Raw genomic sequence first — 20,247 nt, forward strand, 5'->3', positions numbered from 1 at the left:
CCATCCCCCTTCTTCTACTCTTATTTTAATTTTATATTAAGTGTAAAATTAAAATAAGTAACTGTAGTCATATTTAACTATGACCACAGTTACTTATTTATTTATCATTTATAAATAGTGCAAGATTAGTCCTATCATCTATTCCTGTTTTAGCATATATCGATGAAACATAATTTTTCACCGTACCATCTGATATAAATAATGCACATGCAATTTGTTTATTGGTAAACCCTTCTCCAATTAGCCTAGCTATCTCTTTTTCTCGTTCTGAAAGCATATGTAATTTATCTTCCTTCTTTTCCATACCTTGAGATATTGTGCTTATTGCTTTATCTGCCAAAACCTTTGCTACTTTAGACTCCATTATAAGTTCCCCGTTATAACAATCTTTGATTACTTGTATGAGCTTTTTACTCTCAATATCTTTAAACACATAACCACTTGCCCCGTAGCTTAATCCCTTTAATATATATTCTTCATCATCAAAAGTTGTTAATATTATTACTTTAACCTTATCATATTTCTTCTTTATTAGTCTTGTGGCTTCCACTCCCCCTATCCCTTCCATTCTCACATCCATTAAAATTATATTTGGTGAGAATTTTTCCACAAGCTCCAATGCCTCTTCTCCACTTTTTCCACAAGCCACAACATCTATGTCTTTGTCAGTGGATAAAATTGTTGCTAGTCCATCTCTCATTAAACCCTGGTCATCAACAACTAACACTTTAATCATTATAATACACCTCCAATGCTTGCATTTATGGCAAATCCCTGCTTTTTAGAGCTTACAAAATTTATCTTTCCATTAACCAAATGAATTCTCTCTTCCATAGAAATAAGTCCAAACCCTTTATTTATGACTGAAGCACCATTCCCATTATCAATCAATGTTGTATTTAATACATTTTCAATATATTTTATGTTTAATATAAAGCTTGTTGCCTTTCCATGCTTAATTCCATTTGTTATTCCTTCTTGAACTATTCTATATATAGTTTTTTGAACTTCATAGCTTTCGCTAGAAAAATCACATATATCTACTAGAATATTTATGTTACATAACTTTTTTGTATCATTAATCAAAGAAAATATATCTTTATAATAATCCACTGTTTCTTCATCCCTATAGAACCTTACAGCTTCTCTTATTTCTTTGAGCCCTTTTCTTACTTGTGTTGCACCAACTTCTATTCTTTCTCTTCCTTCATCATAATTATCATCTAATATCATGACACCACTCTCTATTTGAATAAGTGCAGTTGTTAATATATGTCCTACATTATCATGTAGCTCTCTCCCTATTTTCATTCTTTCATGAGATTTTGAAAGTTCTTCAACTTTGTCATATGCTTTCGTTAAATATGAATTATAATTTAATACTTCAATATTTTTTTCAATCAAGTTTTGTCTTACTTCTATCAATTCATCATTTTGCTTTAGTGTCTGCTTTAAAAACCATAGTATTAAATATGCTAATGAATATACCATTATCCATAATAGAATACCTTGAAAATTTAAACTTCTATTTATATTAAGGAATATTCCATCATATATTAATACAAGCGACATAAATAGAAAGCTAATAAATTCTGAATAATACATAATTAATAAAAACATTAGTGAAACATAATAGAGCTTTAGAATAATTGCATAAAAAAAATAGTTAACAATAAATACAGCAATAAAATCAAATAGAATCCAAACTAGCAAGTAGGTACTAGCCTGTCTATCTTCATTTAGAAACCAAATATCTTTAATACATATAGACAATACTATTAAACTATTGATAGCCATAATCTCAAACGCATTGCTTATATTACTTAGTGCCGAAACTACAAATATAATAAAAAAAATTATATAGTTAATTGTAAAAATCTTTCCCTTCAAACTATTCATAACCTTACACCCATTTCAAAATTATATATTTACCAATATAGTATAATTATATCATTTATACCATTTATTTTACTAAGTAATAATTTAATCAATAATAAATTATACTTACATGTAGAATTTTTAAGTATAATGTAATATTTAAAATATTTATAATATTTAGAAATATTTTCTTGGCATGGAGCATAAAAAAAACTTATAATTGATATGTACTTATTATTTTATCTTTATGTAAGGTGTTTATATGAAAAGAATATATTATATACTTTTGATTTTTCTTTCAATTATTCTTGTATTCTCTTTGGGATTGTCAATTTATACTTCTAGCTCCTTAAACAAGTTAGTTAGTGAAAATTCATCAATATTTTCAAATAAAGAAACTCCAGTATATCATTTTGTTTCTATTATTCATAAAACTGATGAATCCTATTGGCAAGATATTGAGAACGGCATAATGAAAGCCTCAAAAGATTCAAAAATAGCGATGGAAGTTATTTATACTGGTGCTGATGACGAGTATACAGAAACATTAAATGATCTTGAAATGGCAATAGCTTCTAATGTTGAAGGAATTATTGTTCGCGGCTACGATACTAGTGATTTCTCTGATTTAATTGACAAAGCTTTTAGCAAAGGTATTCCAGTTATAACTATTGATTCTGATTGTTCTAATAGCAAACGTGTTTCCTTTGTTGGAACAAGTGATTTTGATTTAGGATCTCAGGCTGGAACGGAAGTTGTTAAAACTTCAAATGATAAAATCAATGTAGCTATAATACTTGATAATGATCGTAGCAAGAGAAATGATAATGGTTCAACATACATTTCTGGATTTAAAAATGCAATTAAAGATAATGCTAATATTAATTTGGTTGCAATAAAAAATTCTGAATTAGGTATTTTAGGTGCTAAAAATGCATTATCGGACATTATGACAAGTAACATTAACGCAAATACAATTGTTTGTACAAGTTCTAATGACACTATTGGCGTAGCTCAACAGTTAGTTGAATATAATAAGGTAGGTAACTTTTCAGTTATTGGATATGACAACTCTCCTGAAATACTCAAGTATATACAAAAGGGAGTTATATTTAGTACTCTTATACCAGATCCTTTAGAGATTGGGAAAAGTAGTGTAGAGAATTTAAAGAAAGTAAAACAGATGGGTGGGACTTCAACTAGTACCCTAACTCATATTAATATAGTTAATTCAGACAATGTTAATGCTTATATAAAAAATATTAGAGACGGGAGTTCTGATAGCAAATGAGATTATTGAATTTATTTAAGATAGACAGTATAAGAAAAAGTCTACTTCTATATTCATTTATACTTATTTTGCTAATGCTTGTAACTAGTATTTATACATTTTATAATGCTCAGAGCTTTTCAAATAAAATGAATACTATGTATTCTAGCAACAAAACTCTCACAGACCTTTCAAAAGATATAGAAGCAATTGATACAAATCTTTTAAATTATCTCACAACCAAAAATTCTGATAGTTATGATAATTATGTACGACTAAGTGATGATTTAAAAGATAAGTTAGATACCTTTAGCAGAAAATTAACCTATGATAAGAATCAAATTATATTAAAGGATATTGCTAATATAACTGACAGCTATATTTATGAGGCTGACTCTGCCATTAATGCAAGGAGAGTTGGAAATATTGCTCTTTATAATCAGAAATATAAGGATTCCGAAAAATATTCTGAGTATATAAAATCCTATATAAATAAGTTAAATGAAACCCAATTTCAAGATAATACTTCAACATACTTTAATATGTATGACAAACTTAATACTTTAAAAATACTAAACATAATAATAATAATCGATACACTTATTATAAATATAATCATTCTATTTATATTCACTAATAATATCTCTCACCCAATAACAATACTTTCGCATGCTGCAGAGGAAATCTCAAACGGAAATTTCGATATAAATGACGTTCCGGTAAACGTTAACAAGGAGATTCAAATAATGTCCTTTGCTTTTAATAAAATGAAAAATAATATAAAAACTTATATTTCTCAATTAAAATTACAGGCAGAAATAGAGTCTAATTTAATGGAAGAGAAAATGAATAACTTAAAGATGAAAAATCTTTTAAAGAATGCTGAAATTTCAGCACTTCAGTCACAAATAAATCCACATTTTCTTTTTAATACATTAAATGCAGGCGTTCAATTAGCCATGATGGAAAACGCAGATAGGACTAGTGTGTTTATAGAAAACCTATCTAACCTTTTTAGATATAACCTAAGCAAAATGGACAAATCTGTCTTACTTAAGGAAGAAGTTGCAAACTTAAATAGCTATATCTATATTCTAAAAACACGATTCGGCGATCTAATTGAGTTTAAAGTTGAAGTAGATGAAAATCTTTTGGACTACCCTATTCCTTCAATGATAATTCAACCAATTTTTGAAAATGCTTGCGTTCACGGGGTTGGTGATATGGAATCAGGAGGTAGAATTACTTTATCCATTATAGATAACTTATCCAATATCAATATAATAGTAAAAGATAATGGTAAGGGTATGGACAAAGATACCGTTTCAAATATATTAAATTTAAAGTCAATAAATAAAGAACATAATGATAAAACGAAAAGACATACTACAGGGATTGGACTAAAAAATGTAATTCAAAGAATTAGATTATTCTATGATGAATATGATGTTGTAGATATTCACTCAGTAAAAGGATTAGGAACTGAAATAATTTTAAAAATCCCTAAAAAAAGAGGTAATGAGGATGTATAGATTATTAATGGTTGATGATGAGAAAATAGTAATTGACTCTATAAGTTTTATTATAAAAAATAACTTTCCAAATATAATATATGAATCCGCTCGTTCTGGGAAAGAAGCTATTGAAAAAGCATCTTACTTTAGGCCTGACATAGTTCTTATGGACATAAGAATGCCTGGACTAAATGGTATTGATACAATCAAAGAACTAAAGGTTAATTTTCCTGAAACTATGTTCATTGTAATTTCTGCCTATGAGCAGTTTGAGTTTGCAAAAGAAGCCCTAACATTAGGCGTAATTGATTATATACTTAAACCTATGAATAAAAACACACTAATTGCGTCAATAGAGAAGGCAATTAATAAAATAACTAAAGAACGTGAAAAGCGCGCTAAAGAGTTAGAAAATCTAGAAAAATTTCAAACTACTCTTCCACTTTTAGAACATAATTTTTTATATTCCTTAATTGTAGATAATAAGAATTTTACAATTACAGAAGAATATAAAAAGCTGCTTAATATAGATAAACTTGGTGGATATCTTGTAGCAATAGATATAAATAGCAAGGATTCAAATAGTATTAGTCCTTCAATATATTATAGTATGAGAGATCTTTTAAAATATAAGTATAAATGTCTAATTGGTCCATTAGTATTAAACAGAATTCTTATATTGATAAATTCTGAGCCAAATAGCTCAACTACCGATATTGGTAATTATATAATAAAGAACCTGAGTGTTCTTTATAGTAGTATTAGTTTTAAAATAGGAATAGGTAGCTATAAACCTCTAGAAAAGATATTTATATCTTATGAGGAATCTTTGATAGCTTTAAGAAGTTTAAGTAATTCTAATGAATCAATATGTCATATAAATAATATAGAGAATACATCCGTTTACTCTTCAGATTATCCAAAGGATGTTGAAAAGAAACTTATTGAATTTTGTACATTAGGGGAAACAGATGAATCCCTTAAATACTTTAATGAACTCTTCAATTGGATTCAGAAGAATTTTAATAATAATTTAATGAAAGCTAAAACAACACTTATTGAACTTTTAGTAGTGCTTCATAAATCACTGATAGACTCAAATATTAACATATTTTATAATAACGAATATATAAATTCCATTTTAGAACTACAGAATTTAAATGAATTAGAACTTTGGTTTAGAGATAAAATAAGTTCCTCATGTGTAGAAATAAGAAAAGGTCACCGTAAAAATATTAGCAAAATAATTATTAATGCTAAAAAATACATCTCTGATAACTACAGTCTTGATATTACTTTGGACGAAATTGCAAAAGAGGCCTGTGTGAGTCCACACTATTTTAGTCGTTTATTCAAAGAAGAAACAGGAGAAAACTTTATTGACTATCTAACAAGAGTAAGAATAAATAAAGCAAAAGATCTTATGCAGAATTCAAATATAAGTATTAAAGAGATATGCTATAAGATAGGTTACAATGACCCTAATTACTTTAGTAGATTATTTAAGAAAGTTCAAAAGGTGTCTCCGACAGACTATTTAAAAAGTATTATGATTAAGTAAGGGAGGAGTTTCATGAATAAAAACTCCAAAATTAAAAAAAGAACAGTAATCATCAGTGTAATTACTTTTTCCATTGCTTCACTTTTTACGGCAAAGGCTATTTATAGCAAAAATCTAAATGAGTCAACTAATTCTCATCAAATTAAAATTGGTCTTTCACTAGATTCGTTGGTTATTGAAAGATGGCAAACTGATAGAGATATTTTTGTATCTAAGTCCAAGCAATTAGGTGCAAAAGTACTTGTTGAAAAGGCTAATAATGATACTAATGAGCAAATAAGACAAGTAAAATCTCTTATTGATCAAGGTGTCGATGTACTTGTAATTGTGCCACACGACTCCTCTGCTTTTCAAACAATACTTACCATTGCTAAAAGAAAAGGTATAAAAGTCATCGCTTATGATAGATTAATAAAAGATTCTTCAGTTGACTTATATGTATCTTTTGATAATGAAAAAGTAGGAGAACTAATGGGTGAATCGTTACTTAAAGCTGCACCAAAAGGAAACTACTTAATAATAAATGGAGGGCAAGAAGACTATAATACTCATCTAGTCAATAATGGATTTAAAAGAGTTCTAAAAGATTCCTTAGATTCAGGTAATATTAAAATATTAAATGAGGTTTGGGCAACAAGTTGGAATGAGGACGTTGCGTATAGATGTGTGGATGAAGCCTTATCAAAAGGAGAAAAAATAGATGCAATAATGTGTGGAAATGATAGACTAGCTGAATCAGCCATACAAGCATTAGCAGAAAGAAAGCTTGCAGGAACTATTCCTGTAATAGGACAAGATGCCTCCTTAGGAGGATGTCAAAGGGTTGTTGAGAGCACCCAACTTATGACTATATATAAACCAATTAGACCTTTAGCTGAAACAGCTGCAGAATATGCTGTAAAGTTAGCAAAAGATCAGCACTTATCTATTAAGACTACAATATACGATGGAACTACAGATATACCTTTTTATGTTGAAGATCCGATAACCGTTTATAAAAATAATATGGTTAGTACTGTTGTAAAAGATAATTTTCATAGTATCAATGAAATATATATGAATGTGCCAAAAGACTCCTGGCCTACTGGTAATTAATGCATGTAACCTAAAGTTTAACACAATAAACTTTAGGTTCATTTTTTTTATATATGATTTTTACATTATATAATACAAAAATCATATTACATCTCACTTCCCTATTATATAAAAATTCTTTAAAGCATTATGTATATATCAAAAAAATATAGATTAGTACAAAAAAATGCTTGTCTTTATTTTCTGAAAATTACAAAAGTTAATTAATTTAATTTACTAGATAATTATGTGTAGGGTTTTTCTCTCTAAAAAATATTAATATCTATATGTACAATCGTTTACAAATTTAAGGAGGATTAAATTTATGAAAAAATTTAAAGTGTGCGCATTACTAATGACTGGTATTATGGCAGCTGCTCTATTTGCTGGTTGCGGAAAGAAAGACGCTCCTGCATCTAGTGACAAGAAATTAGTTATCGGAGTTTCCTTACCAACTCAAAGAGAAGAAAGATGGGTAAGAGACAAAGAAACTATGGAAGCTTATGCAAAAGAAAAAGGTGTTGATTTAAAAATCCAAGTAGCTGATACTGACGTTGCTCAACAAGCATCTCAAGTAGAAAACTTAATTTCTCAAGGCATAGACGTTTTAGTTCTTGCTCCTGCTGATGCTTCTGCTTCTGCACAAAGTGTTGAAAAAGCACATGCTGCTGGAATAAAAGTTATATCCTATGATAGATTAATAGCTAACTGTGACCTAGATTTATATATGTCATTTGATAATGAAAAGGTTGGAGAACTTCAAGGAGAATATATAACTAAAAAAGCTCCAAAAGGAAATTACATCGTAATGGCTGGTGCTCCAACAGATAATAACGCAACTCTATTTAAGAAAGGTGCTATGAAATATATCCAACCTTTAGTTGATAAAGGAGATATAAAAGTTGTTACTGATTTAGCAGTAGATAACTGGGAACCTACAAATGCACTTAAAATTGTAGAAAACTCATTAACTGCTAATAGTAATAAAGTAGATGCTATACTTGCACCAAATGATGGTACCGCAGGTGCTGCAATTCAAGCTCTTTCTGCTCAAGGATTAGCTGGAAAAATTCCTGTAACTGGACAAGACTCAGAACTTACTGCTGCTCAAAGAATAGTTCAAGGTACTCAATCAATGACTATCTTCAAAGATACTAGAGAATTAGGTAAAGCAGCTATAGATGCAGCTATCAAATTTGCAAAAGGTGAATCAGTTGAATCTAACGGAAAAGTTAACAATGGTAAAATGGATGTTCCTTCTTCACTTCTTGCTGCTCAAGTAGTTGATAAAGACAACTTAGACAAAGTTCTTATAGACAGTGGTTACTTAAAGAAAGATGATGTTTATAAAAAATAGATAAAAAGCTTTAAACAGGGGGTTTAGTAATACCCCCTGTTTTGAAAAATCAGACGGGGAGGCAATAATTTATGGATCAATATATTCTAGAGATGAATCATATTACGAAGGAATTCCCTGGTGTAAAAGCTCTGGATGATGTATGTTTTAAAGTTAAAAAAGGTGAAATCCATGCTCTCGTTGGAGAAAATGGAGCTGGTAAATCTACATTAATGAAAATATTAAGTGGTGTTTACCCTCATAATAGCTATACTGGAGAGATATTAGTAAAAGGAAATACTCAAAGCTTTGAGAATATAAAAGACAGTGAAAAAGTTGGTATTGCGATAATTTACCAAGAGCTTACTTTAGTAAAATATTTAAGCATAGCTGAGAACATATTTTTAGGTAATGAATTTAATTCTAACGGTATTATTGATTGGGATAAAACTTATATGTCAGCAGAAAAGATATTGAAGGAAGTAAAACTAGAAGATAATCCTGATACTAAGGTTATCGAGCTAGGAATTGGAAAACAACAATTAATTGAAATTGCTAAAGCTCTTTCTAAGAATGTTGAAATATTGATTCTTGATGAACCTACTGCAGCTTTAAATGAAACAGATTCAAAAAACCTTCTTACTATACTAAAAGAGCTGCGTTCTAAAGGTGTAACTTGTATTTACATTTCTCACAAACTGGAGGAAGTCATTGATATAGCTGATACTGTTACCATCATAAGAGATGGAAAAACAGTGTGCACAAATGATATGCATAATCCAGATGAGAAACTTACTGAGGATAAAATAATTACTCATATGGTTGGACGACAATTAACACAACGTTTCCCTAGAAAAGAACATACTCCAGGGGAAGTAGTTCTAGAAATTAAAAATTGGACAGTTTATAATCCTGAAATACCTGATAAGGAAGTCATAAATAATGTTAGTATGAAGGCAAGAAAAGGTGAAATTTTAGGTATTGCTGGACTAATGGGTTCTGGTAGAACTGAATTTATAATGAGCCTTATTGGAGCCTATGGAGTTAATGCTGTAGGAGAAATATTTGTTGAGGGTAAAAAGGTTGCTATAAAGAATCCTAGAGATGCCATATCAAACGGAATCAGTTATCTATCTGAGGATAGAAAAGGAAAAGGCCTTATTTTAATGATGGACATAATGAATAATACTTCCATCTCTAGTCTTAACAGCATAAGCCATTCTGGAGTTATAAACTCAAACGAAGAAATTAATGCAACAAGCTCATACGTTAAAGCATTAAACATCAAAACTCCATCCATAGAACAAAAGGTTGAAAATCTAAGTGGTGGAAATCAGCAGAAAGTTGCTATAGCCAAATGGCTAATGACTAATCCTAAGGTGCTTATACTTGATGAACCAACAAGAGGTATAGACGTTGGTGCTAAATTTGAAATATATAACATAATGAACCAATTGGTAGATAAAGGAGTTTCTGTAATAATGATCTCCTCAGAACTTCCTGAAATATTAGGAATGAGTGATAGAATTATAGTCATGAACAGAGGTAAATTCACAGGCGAAATCGGCTGGAAAGAAGCATCTCAAGAAAAAGTAATGCATTACGCAACAGGAGGTAAATAAATATGTCAGATATTCAAACTGAAAATAAAACCAAGGTTACAAATGAAGGTTCCATATTATCCGTACTAAAAAAATCTATGAAAACTAATCTAAGACAATACACAATGTTTATAGCATTAATTGCTATAAGTTTGATATTTACATTCCTAACTGATGGAACATTCTTAACTTCTAGAAATTTATCAAACTTATTACTTCAAACTGCTACTACTGCAATACTTGCTTGTGGTATGGTACTTATAATAATAGCTGGGCACATAGATCTTTCTGTCGGTTCAGTAGCTGGATTCACTGGTGCAATAGCAGCACTATTACAAGTTAAATATGGATGGGAAACAGCCCCAACTATAGTAGTTACTATCTTAGTTGGTATTGCTGTTGGTGTTTGGCAAGGTTTCTGGGTATCCTACCAAGGTGTTCCTGCTTTTATCGTTACTCTTGGTGGTATGATGATCTTTAGAGGCGGTGTTATGGCTGTAACTAAAGGTCAAACTATTGCTCCAACCAAACCTGCTTTTAAAGCAATTGGACAAGGATATCTACCTAAGATTTCAGATAATCTAAATGATACTACTATAGCTCTTGGAGTATTAATCATAGTTGCATACTTATTCCTTGAAATTAGAAAGAGAAAGATAAGAGTAACTAAATATAACTTTAATGTTCTTCCTCTTCCATTAGAAATAGCAAAGCTAACAGCAGTATCAGCTATGATAGCCTTACTATTCTTAATTATGGTTAGTTATAGAGGTATTCCTTATAGCATTGTATTAGTTCTTGGACTTGTACTTCTATTCTCCTTTATAACCACTAAAACTACTCTTGGCCGTTATGTATACGCTATTGGTGGAAATAAAGAAGCATCTAAACTTTCTGGTATTAACATCCAAAAAGTAACAATGCTTATATTTGTAATAATGGGCTTTTTATCTGCGGTAGCTGGTATTGTATTTACTGGTAGACTTGACTCTGCTACTGCATCTGCAGGTAACTTATTCGAACTAGATGCCATTGCTGCTTGTTATATAGGTGGTGCTAGTGCAATGGGTGGTGAAGGTTCTGTTATGGGAGCAATGATTGGAGCTCTTGTTATGGCAACCTTAAATAATGGAATGAGCTTAATGAATGTAGATTTAACTTATCAATATATAATTAAAGGCTTAATACTACTTATAGCTGTAAGAGTTGATATAGCAACAAGAAAAAAAGCAGCTTAATTTTCTCCCAAATAAGGGGCTATTGCAAAATGCAACAGCCCCTTATTTATATTCTACTTATAGTATATCAATAATTTCTTTATATTTTTTCTTAGCATTTATATATGCAATACAGTTAAACATATATGATAATACGATTAGAATATTATTTGATTGAATCAATCTCATGTCCATCTTAATCCACAAAGAATAAATTATAGTTATAATCATATTTAAAGTACAGCTCATGAAAAAAATGCTTTTAAGTAGCCTTGAAGCTGTTACCCTTAATTCATCTTTGGTAAGCCCTATCAAATATAATTTCTGAAAATATTCTTTTATATACTCTAAATCAATTTGTGATTTATAGTATAGTATATTCGATAAGATAATGAAAAAAAGTACTTTTGTAAAAAATGCAATTAACTCTAAGATCTTTATTTCACTTCCAGTAATCTGCACCTGATTAAATATTATATTGTTATATATACTGTTATAAGTTATAAAAAGAAAACTAAAAAACGTTATATAAAATATAAAAACCTTTCCTTTTTCTAAATTTCTAATGGTCTCCTTAAATAAAAGAAACTTACCATTATAAAAAACCTTTTTCTTTTTGAAAAAATATAGGCATAGCTTACTAAAATAAAACACTATTACATATATCAAAAGTACACAATTTAACCAATTACTTAAGTATATTAATGATTTATCTTTAAAACTATCTATCCACATGACAATATCAGTAATCAAAATTACTATAAGAAATCCCCTGTTAATATATTTTCTTATTCTCTCTCTATATCCACTGGTATTACTTTCTTCATATATATTTACTTTCCTAAGCAAAATCCTTGTTCTAGTTAGCACTATCAAATATATAATTGTAGAAAATAACAAAATGGACATAAAATTTATTTTCTCCAGATTATATGTTAGCGAAGACACTCCTAGGTACTTAATTAGTGCAACGAAAGATATTTTTGAAAAAACTCCTCCTAATATTGCCCCCAGCAGTGAACATAAAATTATTAAAAGTAAGTTTTCAAGCAATACCAACTTAAATAATTCTTTTTTAGTTAGTCCTATAAACATAAGTAATTTAAATTCTTTATCTCTTGATCTTATATATGAATTATATGAATATACAAGAAAAAAACTAAGTATTAGAATTATAATAATAAAAGATAACCTCAATGTAGCTACTACTAGATTATTCTTGGCAATTAATAGTATCTCTTTATTGTTAACTAACGTAGAATATACAAAATTTAATGTTATAGATATAGTGCATGCTGTAATGAAAGCCGCAAATTTTCTTATGTTTCTCCTAAAATTTTTCCATACAACAACTGTATAGTTCATTAGTTTTCACCGCCCATTATTGCAAGGCAATCTAGTATTTTATTATGGAAATTATTATCGTTGTTATTATTGTATATGTCAGCAAAGATAGTTCCGTCTTTTATAAAAATTACCCTTGAGCAGTAGCTAGCTGCCACAGAATCATGAGTCGCTAATAATATAGTTACTTTTTTATTTTTATTAATTAACTTTATGTAACTCATGAATTTTTTTGCAGCCTTCGAATCTAGATTTCCAGTGGGCTCATCTGCAAAAACAATTTTGGGATTAGTTATTAATGCTCTACAACAAGCAGCCCTTTGTCTTTGTCCTTGTGAAACACTTGTAGGATATTTATCTCCAACTTCATATATATTAAGAAGCTTAAATAACTCGTCTACTTTCTCTTCAATATACTCCTTTTTTTGCCCTTGAATAACTAGTGGTAAAGCTGCGTTTTCTTTAAGTGTAAGATCATCTAATAAATTAAAATTTTGAAATATCATTCCAAAGTTTTCTCTTCTAAAAATTGCTCTTTCATTATCATTAAGCTTAGATATATTTCTCCCCATTATCTCAACGTCTCCAATAGTAGGCCTATCTACTCCACTAAATATGTTCAAAAGTGTAGTTTTACCACTTCCTGAGGATCCCATTATAGCAGTAAATTCCCCTTGATTTATGGTAATATTTAATCCGTTAATTATATTTTTAGAGCTATAATTAAATAAGCCACTATAATTCTTAACTATATTATTAGCCTTTAGTACTTCCAATTTTAACTCCTCCTAAATGCACGGTTAAATGATTCGTTTTATTGTGAATTTAAAAAATATGTTATTGTAACCTTAGTTCCCCTGCCCTGTTCTGACTCTATATGAATTTTATGTTTTAAGTTTTTTGCTAATTGTTCACAAATATAAAGACCTATCCCAGTAGCTTCCTTATACTTTCTTCCATTAGCGCCAGTAAAAAAAGGTTCAAATAAACGATTCATATCTACTTCAGGTATGCCAATACCCTCATCAATAATGTTCAATTTAACTTCACCATGATTATTCATAATATTAAATTTAATATATTTCTTAACATCTCTTTCACTTGAATATTTAACGGCATTATTTATAATTTGTTCTATCATAAACTTGTTCCACTTTTCATCCGTTAAAACAGTAATATTATCATCTTCACATTCTATTTGTGGAAATACATTGTTATATATAAATAATGACTTTTTTGAATTAATTAATTCTTTTATAGAGTCAACCAAATTAACTGCTTCCGGCTCATAATCCTTAGCAAACTGTTCCATTCTTAAAATATTTAACAATTGTTCTAAACCATTTTGTAACTTTGTGTTTTCTTCAACTATTTCCTGTATAAAGCTACTAATTTCTTCTTGGCTTAAATTTCTTTCAGTATTCATATTTTCTACTTTTATCTTTTGTAGCACCAAGCTAATTATGGAAACTGGAGTTTTCATATTGTGTATCCACTGAGATACAAAGTACTTGTAAGAATTATTCTCAGCATTTGTTCTACTGATTTCCTTCAGATATTCACCCTGCATATCTTTTAATACATGCATGAAATATTTCTGTTGATTTGTTTCTTCAAGTAATTTATCTCTTTGTAGATTAATTAAATCTTTAATATTGATGTTAAAATTATAATATTTTACAAATTCTATAAATATAAAAATTAGAAATATTGTAGATGCGATTACAATTGGGTATATAATATCCTTTATATCTGCAGTTATATAGTAATATAGTATTATTACACCTATACTTAAATAAAAGGCTATAATGTATCTTAAACTATCTTTAATAAAATTAGTTATTATTTTCTTTTTCATCGTTTAATTCATTACTATATATATATCCCAATCCTCTTTTAGTCCTAATCGCATCATTAATTCCAAGTATAGATAATTTATTTTTAACTCTTGTTACATTTACTGTGAGTGTATGATCATCAACAAAAAATGTTTCATCCCATAGTTCTTCAAGAAGTTCTTCACGAGAAACTACAGCTTTCTCTTTTTGTACCAACTTACTTAATAATTGAAATTCTTTCTTAGAAAGCTCTGTGGTCATACCGTTATAACTAATTTGAAAATTGCTTTTATTTAAAATTAATCCATCAGAAGCTAAGATTAACCTTTTATCTTGAGAATAATCAACTACTCTTCTAAATGCAGCTTGTATTTTTACTAATAGTAATTCAAAACTAAATGGCTTAACAATAAAATCATCTGCACCCATCTCAATTCCTCTTATTTGCTCTAGTTCGCTACTTCTTGCAGAAATAAAAATAATTGGGATATTAGATTCTCTTCTGAAGCTTCTACATAACTGAAATCCATCTGAATAAGGAAGATTTATATCTAGAAGTACAAGATCTGGCTTCTCCTCCTTAAATTCATTTTCTATATTTTGATAATCCTTAATAGTAACGCACTCATATCCATATTTCTCGATAAATGCTTTCATGAGATTATTAAGTTTTATATCATCTTCCACAATTAATATTTTTTTCACTTTAATAACTCCCATCACTTAAATTAAAACCGTAAGTTTTAGCTTACGGTTTTAACTTCATTATATCTTTTCTCTTTGTAATATGCTATACATTACCGGAACTATGATCAAGGTCAGTAATGTTGATACTAGTAGACCGCTTATGACCACTATTCCTAATCCTTGGGAGATTAACGCACCTTCTGAAAATCCTAATGCTAATGGAATTAATGCCATTATTGTAGCTAACGCTGTCATGAATATTGGTCTTAATCTAATTGATCCAGCTTCCAATAAAGCGTCCTTAATCCCATATCCTTTTTCCCTATTATGCTTTACTCTATCCAATAAAACAATTGCATTTGTAACTACTATACCTATGAGCATTAACATTCCTATTAATCCTGATACGGATAAGGATTGTCCTGTAATTAATAATCCAAGTAGTGCTCCTACTGCTGCAAAAGGCAATGAGAAAAGTATTGCAAATGGTGTCTTACCTTCACCGAAAGCTAAAACCATAACTACATATACTAGGCCTATAGCTATTAACATTGCCATTCCCATTTGTGAAAAACTTTCATTTATTTGTTTATTACTTCCACTATTATCATAACTAATACTTTCAGGTAGTTGTGATTTTATATCATCAACTGCTGCAAGAGCCTCTTTCGATACCTTACTGGTATCTTTTGTTTTTATGTCTGCTGACACTGAAACATATTGTTTCCCATCCATTTCTGTAATACTAACTGGACCATATCCTTGAGTTACTTCAGCAACATCAGATAATTTTATAATCCCCTTCATGCCTACTATATCCATGTCTTTTATTTTGTCTATACTATCAAGATTTGCATCTTCATATCCTAAATAGACATCAGTGCTTTCCCCATTATTTTTAATTGTTGTAACTTTATTTGAACTAAGTGAGTTTCTAACAGTACCTGCAACCATAATAGAACTTAGTCCATTCTCTGCTGCCTTATTTTCATCTACCTTTAAGTCTATTTCTGGCTTCTTCTGTTCAATAGAACTAGTTAAATTTCCAAGGTCTTTAAAATCCTTTAACTTATTCATTACTAACTCTGAAGCTTTATTTAAATCTTCAACCTTGTCACTATAAAGCATTATTTGAACTTTATCAGACTGCCCTGATAATGACTCAGTACTTATCGTAAACTTCCCTTCATCTGTAGATAATTTTTTTGCTTCCTCTTGTATTTCATTAGTTACCTTATTAACATCTTCTCCTTCTTTGATAACTATAGTATAGGTAGCTGTATTACTTCCTTGAGATGACATTGCATTTCCTGATGCACTACTATCTCCAACAGAACTTACAAAGGTTTCAATATCTTTTCTTTCAGATAGATATTTCTCAAACTTTAAAGAGTATTCATTAGTTTTTACTGTAGATGTTCCTGGCGTCATACTCAACTTACCATTTAAAGTATTTGTATTTGATGCTGGTAAAAATTGAACTGGTATCTTTTTGGCAAATCCTAATGTACCCACTAAAATTACTAGTGATAAAACTAGGACAATTGCCCTATGACTTATTGACCAAGATAATATTCTCTTATAAATAATAGTAATCTTTCCTTCATGGTGTACATGCTTTATTTTTTTATTTAATAGCATTGTTTTAGTTAAAACTGGTACTACGGTTATAGATACTAGTAAAGATGCTAAAATACATATAACTACAGTAGCTGCAAATGGGAAAAATATCTTTCCAACCATTCCTGAAATAAATGATAATGGAAGGAATACTCCTATAGTAGTAATTGTAGATGATGTTATAGCTGATGCTACTTCTGAGACAGCTTCTTTAATTAGCTCAGAATCTCTATGTGTTTCACTTGAAAATCTCCTATATATATTTTCAATTACTACGATTGAATCATCTACTATACGCCCAACCGCAACAGCCATTCCCCCTAATGACATTATATTCAAACTTATTCCAAACCTAGGAAGTAGAATGAGTGCTATTAATATAGACAATGGAATAGATACAACCGCGATTATAGTCGCTCTTAAATCTTTTAAGAATAATGCAATTACAACAATTGCAAATAAGGCACCTAAAACACCTTCTCTAACCATTCCATTAACAGAATCCTTTATACTAGTTGAACTATCACTAACCAAACTGAATTTAAAGTCTGAATTTGCATTTTGTAAATCCTTTATTGAAGATTTAATGTCATTAGAAACTTGAACAGTATTTGCATCATCTGTTTTATAAACGCTTAGTATTATTGCATCTTTATTGTTTGAGCGAGTTTTCATTTGCTTATCAGTAGTTGTATTAGTTATTTCTGCAACATCACCTAAAAACACTACCTTAACTTCAATCTCATTCTTAGAGCTACTTGTTGTGTTTTTGGATGGAGTACTAGCGTTTTGGCTTTTCTGTCCTTGAGATGATTGTGATTGTGCCATTCCTTTAGACTTATCAATAGTATCATTTATTGATTTATCTAATGCATCTTGAGTCTGTTTTAAACTATCTTGCAATTGGGTTAATATTACTTGTGCTTGAGTCTTTTGTGCTGTTGTGGCTTGGGGATTCTGTAAAATACTTTGTTGAGATAATATTCCCATTTGTATTTTTTGAATTGCGTTTAGCATTGCAATAGCCTGAGTGTTTCCTCCAACTAAACCACCCATTTGCCCCATACCTTGTCCCAACTGAGCCATTCCCTGTGAAAATCCATCTGCCATCTGTTGCATTCCTTGTCCTAGTTGTCCTACTGCTGAACCAACTTGATCTGCCATAACTTTATTCGCATTTATAGGAACAACAATTGGTATAGATTTTATTTCATCAATACTATTTATTTTTGCCTCAGATCTAATAGGCATTGTTGAGCCATTTATATCTGTTTCTCCTACTGGAAATGAAAAATTATTTCCTGATAGCGCATTCTTTACATCATCCATTGATAAGCCATTTTCCTTTAACTTATCCTGCTTTACCTTAATATAAGTGTTACTACTTGCAGTTCCTTGTACAGATATACTTGATACCCCATCAACTCCTGTAAGCTTTGGATTTACTGTATCATTAATATATTTTGTAAGTTTATCTTTATCAGTTCCACCATCTACTGCATATGTCATTATAGGCATACTTCCAAAGCCTATTCTTGAAACTGTAGCTTTCTGAGCTGTATCTGGTAATGTCACTTTATTTACTGCATCAGACACTTCTTTTTCAGCCTTGTCCATATCTTTGCTATAATCAAATTCTGCAACTATAATTCCAACATTCTCATTATTTATAGTTCTTACATCTTTAATTCCTTGAATGCTTGAAATTCCTTTTTGCATGGGTCTTGTAATCTTTTCTGCTACATCTTCTGGCGAAGCTCCTGGATATACAGAAACTGCTGTAATCATAGGTATATTTATATTGGGCATAGCCTCCATCTTTATGTTCTTAGCTGAATAAAGTCCCCCAGCTGTAATCATTGCAATTATTAAAAATACAACGAAAACATTCTTTAGTACAAAATTAATTGCCTTCTTCATTTTTTCACTCCTAGTTAATAAATTTTATTCTCACTACTCCTTTTAAATTGCTTAGATATTTTCCCTATTTTAAATAATTTTAAACAACTTCAATATTTTTATATACTTATTATAGTTACACCAATGTTACAATATTGAAACATTAGTTAATAAAAAAGGATTGTATCAAAAATTTCATCTGATACAATCCAAAAAAACTTAATTATTCTCTTTCAACCACCAAGGCAGTTCCTTGGCCTCCACCTATACATAAAGTAGCTAACCCTCTTTTTGCATCTCTTTTTTGCATTTCATGCAGTAGCGTAACTACTATCCTAGCACCTGATGCACCTATTGGATGCCCAAGGGCAATAGCTCCACCATTAACATTTACTTTACTCATGTCCAAATTTAAATCTTTTGCTATTGCTATACTTTGTGATGCATATGCTTCATTTGCTTCAACTAGATCTAAGTCCTCAGCCTTTAAATCTAACTTATCTAGTACACCTTTTGTAGCATGAAATGCTCCGTATCCCATTATAGCTGGATCTAACCCTGCTGAATCATATCCACTTATTTTAGCAAGAGGCTTTAACTTTAATTCCTTTGCCTTTTCAGCACTCATTATTACTAATGCTGCTGCTCCATCATTTATTCCTGATGCATTTCCTGCTGTAATGCTTCCATCTGCTTTAAATATTGGCTTTAATTTACTCAATGCTTCCATACTATTTCCGAACCTTGGGAATTCATCTGTATCAAAAACAACTTCACCTTTTTTGGTCTTGATAACTACAGGAACTATTTCATCTTTGAAACGTCCTTCTTTTATAGCTTTTTCTGCCTTTTGTTGAGATAAAAGCGAGAACTCATCCTGTTCTTCTCTTGAAACATTCCATCTTTCTGCTACATTCTCAGCCGTTACCCCCATGTGATAATCATTGAAGGCGTCCCATAATCCATCTCTTATCATTTCATCAACTAACTCTGAATTCCCCATTCTATAACCCCATCTAGCATTCTCAGCTAAGTATGGTGCTCTTGACATATTTTCCATTCCACCTGCAATAATTATATCTGCATCTCCTGCCTTAATAATTTGAGCTGCTAAACTTATACTTCTTAAACCTGACCCACAAACCTTATTAATTGTTAATGCTGGTACTTCTACTGGTAAACCACCTTTTATAGCTGCTTGTCTAGCTGGGTTTTGTCCTAGCCCTGCTTGTAGAACATTTCCAAAGATTACTTCATTAACGTCTTTAGGATTAATTCCCGCTCTTTTTACAGCTTCTTTTATTACTATAGCTCCCAAATCTACTGCTGCTACATCCTTTAAAGTTTTACCATATGCTCCTATTGCAGTTCTTACCGCACTTACTATTACTACATCCTTCATTTCAAA

15 protein-coding genes are annotated in these 20,247 nt (G+C 30.1%); 7 read left to right on the forward strand and 8 right to left on the reverse strand.

What is annotated here, in order from left to right:
* Positions 1-97: 97 nt before the first annotated feature.
* Both L1S47_RS07910 and L1S47_RS07915 read right to left on the reverse strand, forming a co-directional pair.
* Complete coding sequence (locus L1S47_RS07910) at positions 98-736, reverse strand: response regulator transcription factor (RefSeq protein WP_238883067.1); 639 nt, start codon at positions 734-736, stop codon at positions 98-100.
* Positions 736-1,899, reverse strand: a complete 1,164-nt coding sequence (locus L1S47_RS07915) for a sensor histidine kinase (RefSeq protein WP_238883069.1) — start codon at positions 1,897-1,899, stop codon at positions 736-738. The genes L1S47_RS07910 and L1S47_RS07915 overlap by 1 nt, the downstream gene beginning before the upstream one ends.
* Before the next feature lie 241 nt (positions 1,900-2,140).
* Between L1S47_RS07915 and L1S47_RS07920 the strand changes: the two genes are divergently transcribed.
* The 7 genes from L1S47_RS07920 (at position 2,141) to mmsB (ending at position 11,472) form a co-directional block, all read left to right on the forward strand.
* A complete protein-coding gene (locus L1S47_RS07920) occupies positions 2,141-3,169 on the forward strand; it encodes a substrate-binding domain-containing protein (RefSeq protein WP_238883071.1) in 1,029 nt (342 codons plus the stop codon).
* Positions 3,166-4,680 carry a sensor histidine kinase gene (locus L1S47_RS07925; RefSeq protein WP_202766890.1) on the forward strand — a complete coding sequence of 505 codons (1,515 nt, stop codon included), beginning with the start codon at positions 3,166-3,168 and terminating at the stop codon, positions 4,678-4,680. The genes L1S47_RS07920 and L1S47_RS07925 overlap by 4 nt, the downstream gene beginning before the upstream one ends.
* Positions 4,673-6,223 carry a response regulator gene (locus L1S47_RS07930; protein ID WP_238883073.1) on the forward strand — a complete coding sequence of 517 codons (1,551 nt, stop codon included), beginning with the start codon at positions 4,673-4,675 and terminating at the stop codon, positions 6,221-6,223. Before L1S47_RS07925 ends, L1S47_RS07930 begins: the two co-directional genes overlap by 8 nt.
* A 12-nt stretch (positions 6,224-6,235) precedes the next feature.
* On the forward strand, positions 6,236-7,318 hold the full coding sequence (locus tag L1S47_RS07935) for a substrate-binding domain-containing protein (protein ID WP_238883075.1): 1,083 nt from the start codon (positions 6,236-6,238) through the stop codon (positions 7,316-7,318).
* 304 nt (positions 7,319-7,622) lie between these two features.
* The gene (locus tag L1S47_RS07940) at positions 7,623-8,654 is read left to right on the forward strand and encodes a sugar ABC transporter substrate-binding protein (RefSeq protein WP_202766887.1); all 1,032 of its coding nucleotides are present in this window, start codon (positions 7,623-7,625) and stop codon (positions 8,652-8,654) included.
* 71 nt (positions 8,655-8,725) lie between these two features.
* On the forward strand, positions 8,726-10,255 hold the full coding sequence (locus tag L1S47_RS07945; RefSeq protein ID WP_238883077.1) for a xylose ABC transporter ATP-binding protein: 1,530 nt from the start codon (positions 8,726-8,728) through the stop codon (positions 10,253-10,255).
* Positions 10,256-10,257: 2 nt separating this feature from the next.
* Positions 10,258-11,472 (forward strand): multiple monosaccharide ABC transporter permease, encoded by a 1,215-nt coding sequence (gene mmsB / locus L1S47_RS07950; protein WP_238883079.1) that lies wholly within the window; start codon positions 10,258-10,260, stop codon positions 11,470-11,472.
* Between the two features lie 57 nt (positions 11,473-11,529).
* Here the strand turns inward: mmsB and L1S47_RS07955 are convergent, their stop codons facing one another.
* The 6 genes from L1S47_RS07955 to L1S47_RS07980 all read right to left on the reverse strand — a co-directional run bounded on the left by L1S47_RS07955 (position 11,530) and on the right by L1S47_RS07980 (position 20,241).
* Positions 11,530-12,816 (reverse strand): FtsX-like permease family protein, encoded by a 1,287-nt coding sequence (locus L1S47_RS07955; RefSeq protein ID WP_238883081.1) that lies wholly within the window; start codon positions 12,814-12,816, stop codon positions 11,530-11,532.
* Complete coding sequence (locus L1S47_RS07960; protein WP_238883084.1) at positions 12,816-13,571, reverse strand: ABC transporter ATP-binding protein; 756 nt, start codon at positions 13,569-13,571, stop codon at positions 12,816-12,818. The genes L1S47_RS07955 and L1S47_RS07960 overlap by 1 nt, the downstream gene beginning before the upstream one ends.
* A 38-nt stretch (positions 13,572-13,609) precedes the next feature.
* On the reverse strand, positions 13,610-14,653 hold the full coding sequence (locus tag L1S47_RS07965) for a HAMP domain-containing sensor histidine kinase (protein WP_238883085.1): 1,044 nt from the start codon (positions 14,651-14,653) through the stop codon (positions 13,610-13,612).
* Positions 14,631-15,338: a response regulator transcription factor gene (locus tag L1S47_RS07970; RefSeq protein ID WP_238883087.1), complete on the reverse strand. Its 708-nt coding sequence runs from the start codon at positions 15,336-15,338 to the stop codon at positions 14,631-14,633. The genes L1S47_RS07965 and L1S47_RS07970 overlap by 23 nt, the downstream gene beginning before the upstream one ends.
* Positions 15,339-15,398: 60 nt before the next feature.
* Positions 15,399-18,860, reverse strand: a complete 3,462-nt coding sequence (locus L1S47_RS07975; protein WP_238883089.1) for an efflux RND transporter permease subunit — start codon at positions 18,858-18,860, stop codon at positions 15,399-15,401.
* A gap of 202 nt (positions 18,861-19,062) precedes the next feature.
* Positions 19,063-20,241, reverse strand: a complete 1,179-nt coding sequence (locus tag L1S47_RS07980) for an acetyl-CoA C-acetyltransferase (RefSeq protein ID WP_238883090.1) — start codon at positions 20,239-20,241, stop codon at positions 19,063-19,065.
* Between the last annotated feature and the right edge of the window lie 6 nt (positions 20,242-20,247).

The sequence above is a fragment of the Clostridium sp. YIM B02551 genome, from assembly GCF_022324735.1.
GTDB lineage: Bacteria > Bacillota > Clostridia > Clostridiales > Clostridiaceae > Clostridium_T > Clostridium_T paridis.

What these genes read in the sequence shown, in the direction of transcription:
- L1S47_RS07965 (WP_238883085.1), bottom strand. Translation starts at nt 14,653, where the DNA reads ATGAAAAAGAAAATAATAACTAATTTTATTAAAGATAGTTTAAGATAC.
- L1S47_RS07940 (WP_202766887.1), top strand. Translation starts at nt 7,623, where the DNA reads ATGAAAAAATTTAAAGTGTGCGCATTACTAATGACTGGTATTATGGCA.
- L1S47_RS07975 (WP_238883089.1), bottom strand. Translation starts at nt 18,860, where the DNA reads ATGAAGAAGGCAATTAATTTTGTACTAAAGAATGTTTTCGTTGTATTT.
- L1S47_RS07925 (WP_202766890.1), top strand. Translation starts at nt 3,166, where the DNA reads ATGAGATTATTGAATTTATTTAAGATAGACAGTATAAGAAAAAGTCTA.
- L1S47_RS07915 (WP_238883069.1), bottom strand. Translation starts at nt 1,899, where the DNA reads ATGAATAGTTTGAAGGGAAAGATTTTTACAATTAACTATATAATTTTT.
- L1S47_RS07955 (WP_238883081.1), bottom strand. Translation starts at nt 12,816, where the DNA reads ATGAACTATACAGTTGTTGTATGGAAAAATTTTAGGAGAAACATAAGA.
- L1S47_RS07980 (WP_238883090.1), bottom strand. Translation starts at nt 20,241, where the DNA reads ATGAAGGATGTAGTAATAGTAAGTGCGGTAAGAACTGCAATAGGAGCA.
- L1S47_RS07935 (WP_238883075.1), top strand. Translation starts at nt 6,236, where the DNA reads ATGAATAAAAACTCCAAAATTAAAAAAAGAACAGTAATCATCAGTGTA.
- mmsB (WP_238883079.1), top strand. Translation starts at nt 10,258, where the DNA reads ATGTCAGATATTCAAACTGAAAATAAAACCAAGGTTACAAATGAAGGT.
- L1S47_RS07920 (WP_238883071.1), top strand. Translation starts at nt 2,141, where the DNA reads ATGAAAAGAATATATTATATACTTTTGATTTTTCTTTCAATTATTCTT.
- L1S47_RS07930 (WP_238883073.1), top strand. Translation starts at nt 4,673, where the DNA reads ATGTATAGATTATTAATGGTTGATGATGAGAAAATAGTAATTGACTCT.
- L1S47_RS07945 (WP_238883077.1), top strand. Translation starts at nt 8,726, where the DNA reads ATGGATCAATATATTCTAGAGATGAATCATATTACGAAGGAATTCCCT.
- L1S47_RS07910 (WP_238883067.1), bottom strand. Translation starts at nt 736, where the DNA reads ATGATTAAAGTGTTAGTTGTTGATGACCAGGGTTTAATGAGAGATGGA.